The organism is Amycolatopsis ultiminotia (assembly GCF_039536925.1).
Classification (GTDB): Bacteria; Actinomycetota; Actinomycetes; order Mycobacteriales; family Pseudonocardiaceae; genus Amycolatopsis; species Amycolatopsis ultiminotia.
Map to the genome: position 1 here is coordinate 37,532 of NZ_BAAAZN010000026.1, position 15,136 is coordinate 52,667.

The 15,136-nt window shown below is 70.6% G+C and carries 13 protein-coding genes and 1 pseudogene; 7 read left to right on the forward strand and 7 right to left on the reverse strand.

The window, feature by feature from the left end:
• Together ABD793_RS38265 and ABD793_RS38270 are read right to left on the reverse strand one after the other, a co-directional pair.
• Positions 1 to 669 (reverse strand): response regulator, encoded by a 669-nt coding sequence (locus ABD793_RS38265; RefSeq protein WP_344868427.1) that lies wholly within the window; start codon positions 667 to 669, stop codon positions 1 to 3.
• Positions 666 to 2,270 (reverse strand): sensor histidine kinase, encoded by a 1,605-nt coding sequence (locus tag ABD793_RS38270; RefSeq protein ID WP_344868428.1) that lies wholly within the window; start codon positions 2,268 to 2,270, stop codon positions 666 to 668. Before ABD793_RS38270 ends, ABD793_RS38265 begins: the two co-directional genes overlap by 4 nt.
• 183 nt (positions 2,271 to 2,453) lie before the next feature.
• Here ABD793_RS38270 and ABD793_RS38275 point away from each other — a divergent pair, with 183 nt between their 5' ends.
• Entirely contained in the window at positions 2,454 to 3,818 is a 1,365-nt protein-coding gene (locus ABD793_RS38275) for a cation:dicarboxylate symporter family transporter (RefSeq protein ID WP_344868429.1), read from the forward strand.
• Between the two features lie 93 nt (positions 3,819 to 3,911).
• On the opposite strand, the gene ABD793_RS38280 is transcribed toward ABD793_RS38275, so the two are convergent.
• The gene (locus ABD793_RS38280; RefSeq protein WP_344868430.1) at positions 3,912 to 4,313 is read right to left on the reverse strand and encodes a winged helix-turn-helix transcriptional regulator; all 402 of its coding nucleotides are present in this window, start codon (positions 4,311 to 4,313) and stop codon (positions 3,912 to 3,914) included.
• Positions 4,314 to 4,425: 112 nt separating this feature from the next.
• On the opposite strand from ABD793_RS38280, the gene ABD793_RS38285 reads away from it, so the two are divergent.
• Positions 4,426 to 5,886, forward strand: a complete 1,461-nt coding sequence (locus tag ABD793_RS38285) for a DHA2 family efflux MFS transporter permease subunit (RefSeq protein ID WP_344868431.1) — start codon at positions 4,426 to 4,428, stop codon at positions 5,884 to 5,886.
• On the opposite strand, the gene ABD793_RS38290 is transcribed toward ABD793_RS38285, so the two are convergent.
• Complete coding sequence (locus tag ABD793_RS38290) at positions 5,862 to 6,317, reverse strand: SRPBCC family protein (protein ID WP_344868432.1); 456 nt, start codon at positions 6,315 to 6,317, stop codon at positions 5,862 to 5,864. The genes ABD793_RS38285 and ABD793_RS38290 overlap by 25 nt on opposite strands.
• 1,046 nt (positions 6,318 to 7,363) lie before the next feature.
• Entirely contained in the window at positions 7,364 to 10,225 is a 2,862-nt protein-coding gene (gene uvrA / locus ABD793_RS38295) for an excinuclease ABC subunit UvrA (protein ID WP_344868433.1), read from the reverse strand.
• 271 nt (positions 10,226 to 10,496) lie between these two features.
• Here uvrA and ABD793_RS38300 point away from each other — a divergent pair, with 271 nt between their 5' ends.
• From ABD793_RS38300 to ABD793_RS38310, 3 genes and pseudogenes are all read left to right on the forward strand, one after another.
• Positions 10,497 to 11,174 (forward strand): MBL fold metallo-hydrolase, encoded by a 678-nt coding sequence (locus tag ABD793_RS38300; protein ID WP_344868434.1) that lies wholly within the window; start codon positions 10,497 to 10,499, stop codon positions 11,172 to 11,174.
• Between the two features lie 6 nt (positions 11,175 to 11,180).
• Complete coding sequence (locus ABD793_RS38305) at positions 11,181 to 11,654, forward strand: hypothetical protein (protein ID WP_344868435.1); 474 nt, start codon at positions 11,181 to 11,183, stop codon at positions 11,652 to 11,654.
• A gap of 8 nt (positions 11,655 to 11,662) precedes the next feature.
• Positions 11,663 to 11,800: pseudogene (locus ABD793_RS38310) on the forward strand (MBL fold metallo-hydrolase); the annotation flags it as partial.
• Between the two features lie 74 nt (positions 11,801 to 11,874).
• On the opposite strand, the gene ABD793_RS38315 reads toward ABD793_RS38310, so the two are convergent.
• Positions 11,875 to 12,663, reverse strand: coding sequence for a DUF1684 domain-containing protein (locus ABD793_RS38315; RefSeq protein WP_344868436.1), 789 nt, complete (start codon positions 12,661 to 12,663; stop codon positions 11,875 to 11,877).
• Between the two features lie 88 nt (positions 12,664 to 12,751).
• Between ABD793_RS38315 and rnhA the strand changes: the two genes are divergently transcribed.
• Positions 12,752 to 13,231 carry a ribonuclease HI gene (rnhA, locus tag ABD793_RS38320; RefSeq protein WP_344868437.1) on the forward strand — a complete coding sequence of 160 codons (480 nt, stop codon included), beginning with the start codon at positions 12,752 to 12,754 and terminating at the stop codon, positions 13,229 to 13,231.
• Positions 13,224 to 13,598, forward strand: a complete 375-nt coding sequence (locus ABD793_RS38325) for a YchJ family protein (protein WP_344868438.1) — start codon at positions 13,224 to 13,226, stop codon at positions 13,596 to 13,598. Before rnhA ends, ABD793_RS38325 begins: the two co-directional genes overlap by 8 nt.
• Before the next feature lie 53 nt (positions 13,599 to 13,651).
• Here ABD793_RS38325 and ABD793_RS38330 read toward each other — a convergent pair whose 3' ends face one another.
• The gene (locus ABD793_RS38330; protein ID WP_344868439.1) at positions 13,652 to 15,076 is read right to left on the reverse strand and encodes a carboxylesterase/lipase family protein; all 1,425 of its coding nucleotides are present in this window, start codon (positions 15,074 to 15,076) and stop codon (positions 13,652 to 13,654) included.
• Positions 15,077 to 15,136 lie beyond the last annotated feature (60 nt).

A 15,136-nucleotide genomic window follows, 5' to 3' on the forward strand; every position in this document is an offset into this window, starting at 1 on the left:
TTATACAGAATGCAGGCGGTACCAGACCTCGGGGCGGCCGACCTGGCCGTAGCGGGGTTCGCGGTGGGCAAGGCCGTTGTCCGCGAGGTATTCGAGGTAACGGCGGGCGGTGACGCGGGAGGCGCCGATCGCGCTCGCCGCGCCGCCCGCGGAAAGCCCGTCCGCGGCGTCGGCGAGTGCTTCGGTGATCGCGTCGAGGGTCTGCGCGCTCATCCCCTTCGGCAGCGACGGGTGCTCGGTGGTCCGCAGCGTGCCGAGTGCCCGGTCGATCTCCGCCTGTCCGGTCACCTCGCCGGAGGCCTCCCGGAACTGCGCGTAGCGTTCCAGCTTCTCCCGCAACGACGCGAAGGTGAACGGTTTCAGCAGGTACTGCACGACACCCACGGACACCGCGGCCTTCACCAGCGACAGGTCCCGCGCCGAGGTCACCGCGATCACGTCGATCGGCAGACCGGCCGCGCGCAGCGAACGGCACACCGCGAGCCCGTGCGTGTCCGGCAGGTAGAAGTCCAGCAGCACCAGGTCCACCGGCTCGCGTTCGCAGAACCGCAGTGCGTCCCCGCCGGAGTGCACCACACCGGCGACCTCGAACCCGGACAGCCGCTGGACGTACAGCCGGTGCGCGTCGGCCGCGACCGGTTCGTCCTCCACCACCAGCACCCGGATCACCGCACCACCTCCTGCCTCGGCAACCGGACCGTGAACACCGCGCCGCGGTCGGTGTCCACGTCGATACTGCCGCCGTAGCGCCGGACCGCCTGCGCCACCAGCGCGAGTCCGAGCCCGTGTCCCTCGTCCGCCTTGGTGGACCAGCCGCGGCGGAACAAATCCTCCGCAGCTTCCTCCGGAACGCCCGGCCCGTTGTCCGCGACGCGCAGGATCAGCCCTTCTTTCCCGGATCGGGCGGTGACCACGACTGCGGGCCGTCCGCTCGCTCCGCGCACCGCCGCGTCGATGCCGTTGTCCACCAGGTTGCCCAGGATCGTCACCAGATCCCGGCCTTCGACGCCGGGACCGAGGTCGTCGATCACGGTGTCCGGCGTGATGGTGAACTCGACCCCGCGTTCGCTCGCCTCCGCGGCCTTGCCGAGCAGCAGCGCGGCCAGCACCGGTTCGGCGACCGCACTCATCACCCGGTCGGTCAGTTCCTGCGCCAGCGCGAGCTCCGCGGTCGCGAACTCCACGGCATCCTCCGGACGGCCGAGCTCGACCAGCGAAACCACGGTGTGCAACCGGTTCGCCGCCTCGTGTGCCTGTGACCGCAGCGCCTCGGAGAGACTGCGCGCGGTGGTCAGTTCACCGGTCAGCGACTGCAGTTCGGTGTGGTCGCGCAAGGTCACCACGGTGCCCTGCGCCCGTCCGCCGGAGCGCACGAGCGTGGTGCTGACCAGCAGGACCCGCGAATCGGTCAGGTGCAGCTCCTCGGTGCGGGTCTCCGGCGCGGTGAACGAGGCGGTCAGCTCCGGAGGCAGCCCCAGCCCGGACAGCGGCAGACCGGCCGGGTCGCCGCCGAGCCCCAGCAGCGTGCGTGCGCCGTCGTTGCAGAGCCCGACCCGGCCGTCGCTGCCGATCAGGAGCACTCCCTCGCGAACCGAGTGCAGCACCGCCTCGTGGTATTCGAACAGGTTGCTCAGCTCACCGGGTGCGATACCGCGGGTCTGCCGTTTGAGCCGGGCACTCACGAGCCAGCCACCGCACGCGCCGACCACCAGCACCGCCGCCGCGACCCCGAGCAGCGGCCACACCCGGTCCTGCAGTTCCGCGGAGATCGCGGCGATCGTGATGCCCACCGAGACGAGTGCGACGACCCGGTGGGCCGCACCGAACACCGGGACCACCGCACGCACCGACGGGCCGAGCGAACCGGTGTAGGTCTCGGTCACCATCCCGCCCCGCTGCGCGGCCTCGATGTGACCGAGGAACGGACGGCCGATCAGTGCCGGATTCGGGTGCGTGTAACGGATTCCCTGGGGCGACATGATCGTCACGAAGTCCACTTTCGTGTCCGCGAGCACCCGCTGCGCGTACGGCTGCAGCGTCGCGGTGGGGTCCGCTGTGGACGCCGCGCCCGCCACATCCGGTGCGTCGGCGATGGCGCGGGCGACCGCGAGCGACTGCTCCCCCGCGCGGTCGGTCGTGCTGCGCTTCGCATCGAGGTAGGCAATCGCGATTCCGCCTGCCACGAGCACCAGCAGCACCGCCAGCTGCAGGATCAGCAGCTGACGGGCGAGGCTCCAGTGGCTCGTGCGGATCCGCGGCGTCGAGGGCACCCGCCCATACCAGCACACCGGCGGCGGCCGGGACACACCGGCGGCGGGCCTGCGTCCACAGCGGACGCTCTTGTACGCGGAGCGTGCCGCGACTGTGCGAACTCAATGAACACAACGGTGACGGTGGTCATATCCTGCCCGCATAGTGACCTGCGTTCCACTGATCCCGAGCTGGAGGCAACGGTGCCGACACCGACCCCCGAGGCGGCCGCGCCCAAGCGCGACCGCACCCGCTACCTGTACCTGGCCGTGATCGTCGCCGTAGTCCTCGGCGTCGCGGTCGGGTTGCTCTGGCCGTCCGTCGGCAAGAGCCTCGCCCCGCTGGGCACCGGCTTCGTCAACCTGATCAAGATGATGATCTCGCCGATCATCTTCTGCACCATCGTGCTGGGCATCGGCTCGGTCGCGAAGGCGGCGAAGGTCGGCAAGGTCGGCGTGACCGCGCTGGTCTACTTCATCGTGATGTCGACCTTCGCGCTCGCGATCGGCCTGGTGGTCGGCAATCTGCTGCACCCGGGCACCGGGCTGCACCTCAACCCGTCCGACGTGTCCAAGGTGCACGAGCAGTCCGCGGACGCCGAGGGCGGCGTCGACTTCGTGCTCGGCATCATCCCGACCTCGTTCGTCTCGGCGTTCACCGAGGGCGAGGTGCTGCAGACGCTGCTGGTCGCGCTGCTCTGCGGATTCGCGCTGCAGAAACTGGGCAAGCGCGGCGAGCCGATCCTGCGTGGCATCGAGCACGTGCAGCGGCTGGTGTTCCGGATCCTGGCGATGATCATGTGGGCCGCCCCGGTCGGCGCGTTCGGCGCGATCGCCGCGGTGGTCGGCGCCACCGGCTGGGGTGCGCTGCGCAGTCTGCTGGTGATCATGCTCGGGTTCTACGTGACCTGCCTGATCTTCGTGTTCGGCATCCTCGGCGCGGTGCTCTGGCTCGGCGCCAGGGTGAACATCTTCAAGCTGCTGCGCTACCTGGGCCGCGAGTTCCTGCTGATCCTGTCCACCTCGTCGTCGGAATCGGCGCTGCCGCGGCTGATCGCGAAAATGGAGCACCTCGGCGTGAGCAAGCCGGTGGTCGGCATCACCGTGCCGACCGGGTACTCGTTCAACCTCGACGGCACCGCGATCTACCTGACCATGGCGACGATCTTCATCGCCACCGCACAGGACGAGCCGCTCGCACTGGGCGAGCAGATCACCCTGCTGCTGTTCATGATCATCGCGTCGAAGGGTGCGGCGGGCGTGAGCGGCGCCGGGATCGCGACACTGGCCAGCGGACTGCAGTCGCACCGGCCGGAACTGGTCGACGGCGTCGGGTTCATCCTCGGCATCGACCGGTTCATGTCCGAGGCCCGCGCGCTGACCAACTTCGCGGGCAACGCGGTGGCGACCGTCCTCATCGGATCGTGGATGAAGGAGTTCGACCGGGAACGCTCGCATGCGGTGTTCGCCGGGCAGAACCCGTTCGACGAGGCCACCCTGCTCGACGACGGGCACTCCGCACCCGCGGAACCGCCGAAGGAGCAGGTGCCGGCAATCTCGGGCAGCTGACGTCCGCGCCCGGCGCCTCTCCCGCCGGGCCGGCTCCAGGTGCCGTGGTCGTGCGCGTCCCCCGCGCGTACGGCCACGGCACCTTTTTCGTGCTCAGCAGGCGGCGTGCCCGTCGTAGGCCGCGCGCGAAGCCCCGATCGCCTCGCGGTGCCGCTCGGCCCAGCCGATCAGGCCGGACAACGTCTCGTACAGCTCGCGGGCCATGGGCGTGGCCTCGTACTCCACCCGTGGCGGGATCGTCGGGTAGACCGTGCGCACGAGCAGGCCGTCGCGTTCCAGGTTCCGCAACGTGAGCGTGAGCATCCGGCGGCTGATGCCCGCCACCGAACGTTCGAGTGCGGTGAACCGCACCGGACCGCGCATCGCCTCCAGCAGGATGCCGATCGCCCATTTGCCGCTGATCCGGTTGACCGCCTCGAGCACCGTACAGGCCTCGATTTTCTCCGGGTCCACGGCGCCGTCCTGGTCGGTCACAGCGATGTTCCCCTGGGACATGGAAGTGCCTCCTTCTCAGGCCTCCCATGGTCACACATGATGGTCGCAGTAACAACAGATGCCCTGGCTCTGAGCTGGGCAAACTCTGCGACCAGCAGGTGAAGGGACCGAAATGCCGGAAACGACCCGTCGGCGCGGGATCGCGCTCGCGGTGCTGTGCACCGCCTCGCTGATGGTGGTGCTCGACGGGAGCATCGTCGCCGTCGCGCTGCCCGCGATCCAGGAGGATCTGGGGTTCAGCACGCCCGGCCTGGCGTGGGTGGTCAACGCCTACCTCGTCGCGTTCGGCGGGCTGCTCCTGCTGTCCGGACGGCTGGGCGACCTCGCCGGACGGCGCCGGGTGTTCCTGGCCGGGCTCGTCGTGTTCACCGCGTCGTCGCTCGCCGCGGGGCTGGCCCCGAACGCTGGTTCACTGGTCGTGGCCCGGTTCGTGCAGGGCGTCGGCGGAGCACTGGCCTCGGCCGTGGTGCTGGGGATGATCGTGACGATGTACCCGCAGCCGCGGGCCCGTGCGCGGGCGATCGGGGTGTACAGCTTCACGCAGGCCGCGGGCGCGTCGATCGGGTTCGTCGCCGGCGGTGCGCTCACCCAGACGCTGGACTGGCACTGGACCTTCTACGTCAACCTGCCGATCGGCGTCGCGGTACTGGTACTGACGCCGTTCGTGGTCGAGGCGGACCGGGGAACCGGGCTGCGGGAAGGCATCGACGTGCTGGGCGCACTGCTCGTCACCAGTGGCGTGATGATGCTCGGCTACGGCATCGTCCAGACCGGCGAGGCCGGCTGGACACCGGCGACCGTGGGCACGCTCGGCGGAGCAGGCGCACTGCTGGCCGGTTTCGTACTGCGACAGGCCAGAGCGCGCACACCGTTGCTGCCGCTGCGGCTGTTCGGCATCCGCGCGGTCTCCGGGGCGAACCTGACCATGATCGTGATGGTGGCCGGGTTCCTGGGTTTCCAGTTCGTCACCGCGCTGTACCTGCAGCAGGTGCTCGGTCTCGACGCGCTCGGCACCGGATGTGCGTTCCTGCCGGCGCCGGTGATGATCGCGGTCTTCTCCCTCGGCCTGTCCGACCGGTTGAGCGCCCGGTTCTCGCCGAGCACCGTGCTCGTCTGCGGGTTGCTGGTGACGGCGGTGGCGTTCCTGCTGCTCACGAAGGTGCGTGCGGACGGCGGCTACTTCCTGCACGTGTTCCCGGCGCTGCTGCTGATGGGCACCGGCGCCGGCCTGGCCGTGCCGTCGCTGGTCGGGCTCGCGATGTCCGCCTCCGGACCGGCCGACTCGGGGGTGACGTCCGGGCTGATCACCACGACCCAGCAGGTCGGCGCGGCGATCGGCACGGCGCTGCTGGCCTCCGTGGCCGCCGCGCGTACCGGCGGCCTGCTCGCCACGGGTGCCGACCGGCGCGAGGCGCTGACCTCGGGCTTCCGCGTTGCCTACGGCCTGAGCGCGGCGCTGGTGACGCTCGCCGCGGTCGTGGCGGCCGTGACCCTGATCCCGCGCCGCCGCGTCGTGGCGCCTGCGGAACTGTGCGCCGCGGGCGTGGATCAGCCGGGTGGGCCGACGAGGTAGGCGGCGAGGCCGCGGTGACCCCGGCGCATCATCCACGCGTGGTTGACGCGGAAGAACGGCCGGGCCACGCCGTCGAGGCGGCGCAGCAACGCTTTGCGGGCGCGGACGTGCTGCGTGATCTCCAGCCGGGTGCCGCCGTCGACGGAGTGCAGCGCACCGGCGAGGATCCCGTCGAGGTCACCGCTGAGCCGGACCCGCACCCGACCGGCCAGCTGGTCCTGCTGCTCCCGGTGCATCGCGATCACGAGCCGGTAGGGCAGCCTCGACCGGCAGACGACCTCGGCGGTGTCGTCGTCGACCTGCCGCACCGCGCGCACGTCCGGCCACCAGCGGGGATAGGACTCGAGATCGACGACCGCGGCGAAAACCCGCGCCGCCGGCACCGCAGGCAACCACCAGCTGCTGCGAAACCGGTACTCGGCAGCTGCCATGGCAAGCACCCCCACACACTGCGCTGAACTCCCGACGGCCGACCCTCCCCAGCCTGCCACCGATCCCACACCCATGACGGTGCCCCCAGCCACCACATCGCACAGACCGGCGGCGTCCCCGGCCATTACCGCACCGCCGCCGGTTGGACGTTCCGGAAGGTCGTCGCACCCGCGCCGCGGTGCTTCCGCACCCTGGGTCAGCCGCGCCGCCGGGTGCTCGGCGCACTCCGGGAACTCCGCGCCTGCTGCTCCGGCGCTCACCGCGACGATGCCTTCGCCCACCGACATCGTGCAGTGGTGGCCTGTGGAACCGGTCGCGGCCGGCCGCATCTGCTCACCTACGACAACGCGCCCGAGGCCTTGGCCGGCGCTGCAGTTCCTGCCGCCCGCGCCAGCCTCCGACACCGACGCGGATCTGCTCCCGGAGACTCCGTTCGTCTACCGGATCCGGCCGCGGCACGGTCCGCCGTCGCCGGTCGCACACGTCGGCGAAAGACCGGCCTGGCAACAGGCCTCGCCGCAGGCACACCAAACCCTGCCCGCAACCACACCAGCCGCAGACCCACCAGCCGAAACCGCGGCACACGAGCCCCCAACGACGGTCGCAGGCACACGGCCGGGCACATCAAACCGGAACCAGGCACACCGCGGCCAGCACGCACCAAGACGGAACCAGGCACACCCGGCCGCGCGCCGAAACCCCAAGCACGCCAAGCACAGGCCCACCGGTCCCGGTCTGCGAAACCGGTGGACCGGTCGGGGCAACCGGCCGAGCTGCGCCCTGTCCCGCCAGCCCGAGCTACGCCCTGTCCCGCCAGCCCGAGCTACGCCCCGTCTCGCCGACCCGAACGTCGCCCGCTACGCCCCGTCCCGCCGACCCGAACGTCGCCCGCTACGCCCCGTCCCGCCGACCCGAGCGTCGCCCGCTGCGGGCTGTCCCGGCAGCCGGGGAACGGGGCTCGGGCTCGCGCGGCAGGTCCTCCGGCTGCGCTCCCCGTGGTCCACCGCGGCACCACCGGCCGGGCCGGGCCCAGTCGCCGGGTGCGTCAGGCCGGGTTCACCACCTGCTGGAGGAACTCGCCGGTGTAGCTGTCCTCGTCCGCCGCCACCTCCTCGGGGGTGCCCTCGGAGATGACCATGCCGCCGCCGGAACCGCCCTCCGGGCCCATGTCGACGATCCAGTCGGAGGTCTTGATCACGTCCAGGTTGTGCTCGATCACGATCACCGTGTTGCCCTTGTCGACCAGCCCGTTGAGCACGCCGATCAGCTTGCTGATGTCCTCGAAGTGCAGGCCGGTGGTGGGCTCGTCGAGGATGTAGACGGTCTTGCCGGTGGAACGCTTCTGCAGTTCACTGGCCAGCTTCACACGCTGCGCCTCACCGCCGGAGAGGGTGGGCGCGGGCTGGCCGAGGCGCACGTAACCGAGACCGACATCGACCAGCGTCTGCAGGTGCCGGTGGATCGCCTTGATCGGCTCGAAGAACCCGGCGGCCTCCTCGATCGGCATGTCCAGCACGTCGGACACCGTCTTGCCCTTGTAGTGCACCTCGAGCGTCTCCCGGTTGTACCGGGCGCCCTTGCACACCTCGCACGGCACGTAGACGTCCGGCAGGAAGTTCATCTCGATCTTGATCGTGCCGTCACCCGCGCACGCCTCACAGCGGCCGCCCTTGACGTTGAACGAGAACCGGCCCTGCTGGTAACCGCGCACCTTTGCCTCGGTGGTGGCCGCGAACAGCTTGCGCACGTGGTCCCACACGCCGGTGTAGGTGGCCGGGTTGGACCGCGGGGTCCGCCCGATCGGCGACTGGTCGACGCGCACCAGCTTGTCGACGTTGCCCAGCCCGTTGACCCGGGTGTGCCGCCCCGGCACCTGCCGCGCGCCGTTGAGCTTGTTGGCCAGCACCTGCGCCAGGATGTCGTTGACCAGCGTGGACTTACCCGAACCGGACACCCCGGTGACCGACACCAGGCAGCCGAGCGGGAACGACACGTCGATCCCGCGCAGGTTGTGCTCGCGCGCGCCCACCACGGTGAGCTGCCGCTTCCTGTCCACCGGACGGCGGATCCCGGGCACCTCGATCTCGCGCCGGCCGGACAGGTAGGCACCGGTGAGCGATTCCCGGTTCTTCAGCAGCTTCTTGTACGGTCCGCTGTGCACGATGTGCCCGCCGTGCTCGCCCGCGCCGGGGCCGATGTCGACCACCCAGTCACTGGAGCGGATGGTGTCCTCGTCGTGCTCCACCACGATCAGCGTGTTGCCGAGGTCCCGCAGCCGGGTCAGCGTCTCGATCAGCCGGTGGTTGTCGCGCTGGTGCAGCCCGATCGACGGTTCGTCCAGCACGTAGAGCACGCCGACCAGACCGGAGCCGATCTGCGTCGCCAGCCGGATGCGCTGCGCCTCGCCGCCGGACAGCGTGGCCGATGCGCGGTCCAGCGACAGGTAGGTGAGGCCGACGTCCAGCAGGAAGCGCAGCCGGGCCTGGATCTCCTTCAGCACCGCACCGGCGATCATCGCCTCGCGCGGGCCCAGCACCAGCTCGTCGAGGAACTGCGAGGACTCCGCGATGGACAGCGCGCACACCTCGGCGATGGACCGCTCGCCCTGCGTCGCGTGGTCCAGCGTGACCGCGAGGATCTCCGGCTTGAGCCGGGTGCCCTGGCAGGCAGGGCACGGCACCTCGCGCATGTAGCCCTCGTACCGCTCGCGCATGTACTCGGACTCGGTCTGCTCGAGCCGCCGCTCGAGGAACGGGATGACCCCCTCGAAAGCGGCGTAGTACGAACGCTGCCTGCCGTAGCGGTTGCGGTAGCGGACGTGCACCTGCTCGTCGACGCCGTGCAGCACCGCCTTCTGCACCCGCGCGGGCAGCCGCCGCCACGGCGTGTCCGTGCGGAACCCGACCGCCTCGGACAGCGATTCCAGCAGCCGCAGGAAGTAGTCCGCGCTCTGCCCGCCGGACCAGGGCGCGATGGCGCCCTCGGCCAGCGACAGCTCGTCGTCCGGCACCACCAGCTCCGGGTCGACCTCCTTGCGGATGCCGATACCGGTGCACTCCGGGCATGCGCCGTAGGGCGAGTTGAACGAGAACGAGCGCGGTTCGAGGTCCTCGATCGCCAGCGGATGACCGTTGGGACAGGCCAGGTTCTCGGAGAAGCCGCGCACCCGGTGCGCGTCGTCCTCCGGCAGGTCGACGAACTCCAGCTCGATCAGGCCGTCGGCCAGCCGCAGCGCGGTCTCCACCGAATCGGTGAGCCGCTGGCGCGAGCTCGCCTTGACCGTGAGCCGGTCGATCACCACGCCGATCTGGTGCTTCTCCTGCTTCTTCAGCTTCGGCGGATCGGTGAGCGGGTGCACCGTGCCGTCGACGACCACCCGCGCGTAGCCCTGCTGCTGCAGGTTCTGGAACAGGTCGACGTATTCGCCCTTGCGCCCGCGCACCACCGGTGCGAGCACCTGGAACCGGGTGCCCTCGGCCATGTCCAGCACCTGGTCGACGATCTGCTGCGGGGTCTGCTTGCTGATCGCCTCACCGCACTTCGGGCAGTGCGCCTTGCCCGCGCGGGCGTAGAGCAGCCGCAGGTAGTCGTAGACCTCGGTAATGGTGCCCACCGTGGAGCGCGGGTTGCGCGAGGTGGACTTCTGGTCGATCGACACCGCGGGCGAGAGACCCTCGATGAAGTCGACGTCCGGCTTGTCCATCTGCCCGAGGAACTGCCGCGCGTAGGCCGACAGCGATTCGACGTACCTCCGCTGCCCCTCGGCGAAGATCGTGTCGAAGGCAAGACTCGACTTGCCCGACCCGGACAGGCCGGTGAACACGATCAGGCTGTCGCGGGGCAGGTCGATATCCACGCCGCGGAGGTTGTGCTCGCGCGCACCGCGAACAACGAGGCGATCAGCCACGCCCACGTCCCTTCAGTCATTCTCGGCTTCTGGCCCGCCGCCTGCGGGCGCCGCCCAGGCTAGGGCGGACCCCCGACAAAAACCGCACCGCACGTCTGTTACCTGGTCTTTTCCGGCTTTTCACCGGCGAGCGGGAAGACGCGCCCTGCGGTTCGGGGAGGCAGGCGGGTCCCCGACCACGATACAGGCCGGGCCCGCGCGCCCGGACCGGTGCGGCCCCCGGCGCGGACGGGTGGAGCGCGGCGGCCGGACCCGGCTACCGTGTGGTCTCGTGAACATCGCCGACACCTACACCGGGCACGTCGAACCGGGCGGCGACGCCGCCCGCCGCACGCTGGACGGCCTCACCATCACCAAGCTCTCCGTGGGCCCGATGGACAACAACGCGTACCTGCTCGTGTGCCGCGCCGAGAACGAGGCGCTGCTGATCGACGCGGCGAACGATCCGGACCGCATCTCCGACGTCGTCGGACACGGCCCGGACCGGCCCGCGCTGCGCACGGTCGTGACCACCCACCAGCACCAGGACCACTGGCAGGCGCTGGGCGCGGTGGCAGGCGCGAACGGCGCGAACACCGCGGCACACCCGCTGGACGCGGAGCCGCTGCCGATCCCGCCGGACTTCCTCGTCGAGCACGACGACACCCTGCAGTTCGGGCAGGTCACCCTCGAGGTGATCCACCTGCGCGGGCACACACCGGGCTCGATCGCACTGCTGTACCGCGACCCGAAGGGACACCCGCACCTGTTCACCGGGGATTCACTGTTCCCCGGCGGAGTCGGGAAGACCTGGGCGCCGGAGAACTTCACCTCGCTGCTCGACGACGTGGAAACGCGGATCTTCGGCACACTGCCCGACGACACCTGGGTCTACCCCGGACACGGCGACGACACCACCCTCGGCACCGAACGGCCACACCTCACCGAGTGGCGCGAACGCGGCTGGTGAAGAGCATTGTCCTACCGGCGACGGTCGCACAATGACGACAGCTACGGCGGCGGCATTCCGATCGCCCTGCTGAAGGCAGAGCTACGACTGCTCCGGAACCTTTTCCGGCTGCTGTTCCGCCGGCACCATGGCAGCGGCAAGTGGGAACTTCTGCTGGCTCGGCGACGTGCCCACCCCGAGGCCGACCTGGTCCAAGTCCGGAAGGTCTACCAATTGGCACGGACCGGCACGAAGGCGGTGATTCGCTTCGAGGGATCGGGGAAGAGCAGCGATGCATGGTTCCACAGCCACCGGGTGAAAACCGGTGACTACTTGCTCATCACCGGCAGCGACGGTTTCGGGCGTCACCACCGGACAATCTGCCGGTACGTGCGTCCCGAACAGATCTACGCCAGTGCTCCCCGCCGTGCACGTCGCAGGTACAACCGCCAGGTTTCCGGACAACGAGCTGATCGAGCGTCTTCCACATCCGCCTCGTAACCAGCCACTCGCTGCTCGACGACGTGGAAACGCGGATCTTCGGCACACTGCCGGACGACACCTGGGTCTACCCCGGACACGGCGACGACACCACCCTCGGCACCGAGCGGCCACACCTCACCGAGTGGCGCGAACGCGGCTGGTGAATCCGGGCCCCGCCGGTGACGACGGCCGGCGGGGACACCGGTGGAACGCTGTGCTGAAAACCGGCCGGAGTGTGTCAGCTCTGCCGTTCGTACGGCAGCTGCTCCCCCGCTTCCACTGCGAACGGCAGGCGGTTGCCCTCCGGTGGCAGCGGGCACGTCGCGAAGTCGGTGAACGCACAGGGCAGGTTGACCGCCCGGGTGAAGTCCAGCGTGACCGTTCCGTCCGGCGCGGGGCGGGGCACCGGCAGGGAGCGGTTCGCGGGGTAGGTCGTCACGCCGCTCGTCGCGTCGGTGAACAGGATGTTCAACCCGTCGCCGTGGCCGTTGAAGGCGGTCAGCGTGTACTCGGTCCCGTCGTGGTCGAAGTGCACCCGGCCGGGTGCGGTGTAGACGTGGGAGAGACCTTCGACCACCGCGCCCACCGTGGTCGGGCGGGGCTCGTCGAACGGTTCGAAGCGACCGGCCAGCACCCAGGACGGATCGGGGGCGTAGGCGGGGACCCCGCGGAAGTCGCGCAGTACCTCGGCTTCCGGGTCGTGCACGCGGATCAGGTAGCCGGACCGGCGGGCGATCTCGACCTCCACCGCCCCCGCCGTCACGCGGGTGCCCGCGCCGCTGTTGACGAGTTCGAAGCGGTGCGTTCCGGTGATCGGCTCGCCGTCGTGGCGCAGATCGGCCCCGTCCGGGTCGACGTAGGCCGCGTCCGCGTCCTGCCACCAGCGGCCGGGCAGCCCGGGGTAGGTGCGCGGCTCGTTCTCGAGCCAGTCCAGGGAGACCAGCGCGAGCCAGCCGTACGGGTCGGCGAGCGTCTTTTCCCGTTCCGTCTTCCAGTCCCGCCACGCCTGGGTGAAATCCGCGCTCATCGTGCCCCTTCCGCTCGTGTCGCGGGGACAACGCACCCGCGGGCGCGGCATTCCCGGTCCCAGGATGCGGGAACGGTAGGGTCTCCGCGTGGCGGAGCGGACGGACCAGGCCGTGGAGATCTACACCGACGGCGCGTGCAGCGGCAATCCCGGACCGGGCGGATGGGGCGCGTTCCTGCGCTACGGCAAGCACGAGCGGGAGCTCTACGGCGGCGAGGACACCGTCACCACCAACAACCGCATGGAGCTGATGGCCCCGATCCGCGCGCTGGAAAGCCTCACCCGGCCCGCGGTCGTGCGGATCTACACCGACAGCACCTACGTCCGCAACGGCGTCACCCAGTGGATGCCGCGCTGGAAGAAGAACGGCTGGCAGACGCAGGCGAAGCAGCCGGTCAAGAACGCCGATCTCTGGCAGCGCCTGGACAGCGCGGGCGAGCGGCACGAGGTCGAATGGCTGTGGGTCAAGGGCCACGCCGGCCTGCCGGAGAACGAACGCGCGGACCGGCTCGCGGTCAAGGGCGCGCAGGAGTCCGCCGAAGCCGGGGTACGGCGGGCCCGTGGCTGACCGCTGCCCCTGCGGCCTGCCCGAGCCCTACGACGACTGCTGCGGCCGCTTCCATCGCGGCGAAAAGCAGGCTCCGACGGCCGAGCGGCTGATGCGGTCCCGCTACTGCGCGTTCGCCGTCGAGGACCGCGACTACCTCATGGCCACCTGGCATCCCGACACCCGGCCCCGAAGGCTGCGGCTCGACCCCGCGCAGGAGTGGCTCCGGCTGGAAGTGCTCGGGCACACCGGCGGCTCGCTGCTCGAAACCGAAGGCACGGTCGAGTTCCGCGCGCACTACCGCTACCGGGGACACGAGGACGCGCAGCAGGAGAACAGCCGCTTCGTGCGCGAAGCAGGCCGCTGGTACTACCTCGACGCGCTCTGACAAGCGGTCTTCGCGGACGACACGTCGGGCTGGTCAACCGGCGAGCGACGCCCTCACCCGCGGCCGCTCCACAGCAGGCGCTCTTCACGGTTCGGGTCCGACACCGTGGTGCTGGCATCGTCGAAGAGCCGGGTCACCCGCTCGTCCGGCTCGTAGTGCGGCCAGCCCGGCTCTCCGGTGGTGACGAAGCGAAGCCAGGCGTCGAACATCTCCGTGGCCATCGCGCGCAGCCGTGCGGGGTCCGGACGCGCGATTGCGAACAGGAAGCGCCAGTTCGGATTGCCGATGTCGTCGAACACGAACGGGAGGTCGATGCCGTGTGCCGCACCGAGTCCGCGGCCACGCGGTGCGATCCGCCAGTCCAGCCGGTACATCCACGCCCGCCCGCCCGCCGCGTGCTGGGCCTGCGCGAGACGGATCGCGGGCAGCCACCAGTCACCCGCCGTGCGCACGCGGTTGATCAGCTCGGTTTCGGGCAGGTCCGGGAACAGCTCGCGGTACGCGGTGCGGGCGCGGGCCAGAGCGTCCGCGTCGAGCATCGTCGAGCCGGTGCCGAGCAGCTTCGCACCACCGGTTTGCAGCCAGGAGAACAGGTCCTGCTCGTCGGCGGTGGTGCCGACGAGCACCCGCACGTCCCTGGCCACGCCGTCGGCCACGGCGTCTCCCGGGCGTCGCGGCAGCAGCTCCCCGTCCACGACCACCCGGTAGGGCACCAGCGTGCCGAGCGCGGCCGTGACCCGTTGCTGTGCCGCCAGAATCTGCGTCACCGGTGCCGTGGCGAGAGCTTCGGCGGGCAACGCCAGATCGTCGAGGACCGCCTTGCCGACCGTCTCGGCTTCGGCCGGGGTGTGCACCACCGAACCGACGCCGGTGCCGCTCTGCACGATCGCCTGCCGGAACAGCCCGCGCGCGGAAGGGACCGCGAGCAACGTGCCCACGGTGCGCCCGCCGTTCGACTGCCCGGCGAGCGTGACCCGGCCGGGGTCGCCGCCGAACGCGGCCGCGTTGTCGCGCACCCACTCCAGCGCCAGCACCTGGTCCCGCAGGGAAAGGCTGCCCTCGGAAACGCCGGGCAGGCGCAGCATGCCCAGCACGCCGAGCCGGTAGCCGACCGTCACCACGACCACCCCGCGCCGGGCGTAGCCGGAACCGTCGAACTGGTGCGGGGACCCCATCACCCCGCCGCCACCGTGGATCCACACCAGTACCGGGTACGGACCGGGTGAGTCCGGCGCGTAGACGTTGACGTAGAGGCAGTCCTCGTCGCCGACGAACCGCTTGCCGGTGACGTCCGGCTGCGGGGCCATCGGAGCGAACTCGGTCGCCTCCCGCACGCCGGTCCACGGGGTCACCGGAACCGGCGCGCAGAACCGCAACTGCCCCACCGGCGGCTGCGCGAACGGAACGCCGCGGAACACCCGGACGCCGTCCCCCGCCACCCCGCGCACTGTCCCGGTCGTGGTCTCCGCCGTTGTCACGGAGCCAGCCTAATGCGGTAGTTTCGGCCACCCCCGGGCGCAGCCGGGGGTGCGCGGGTG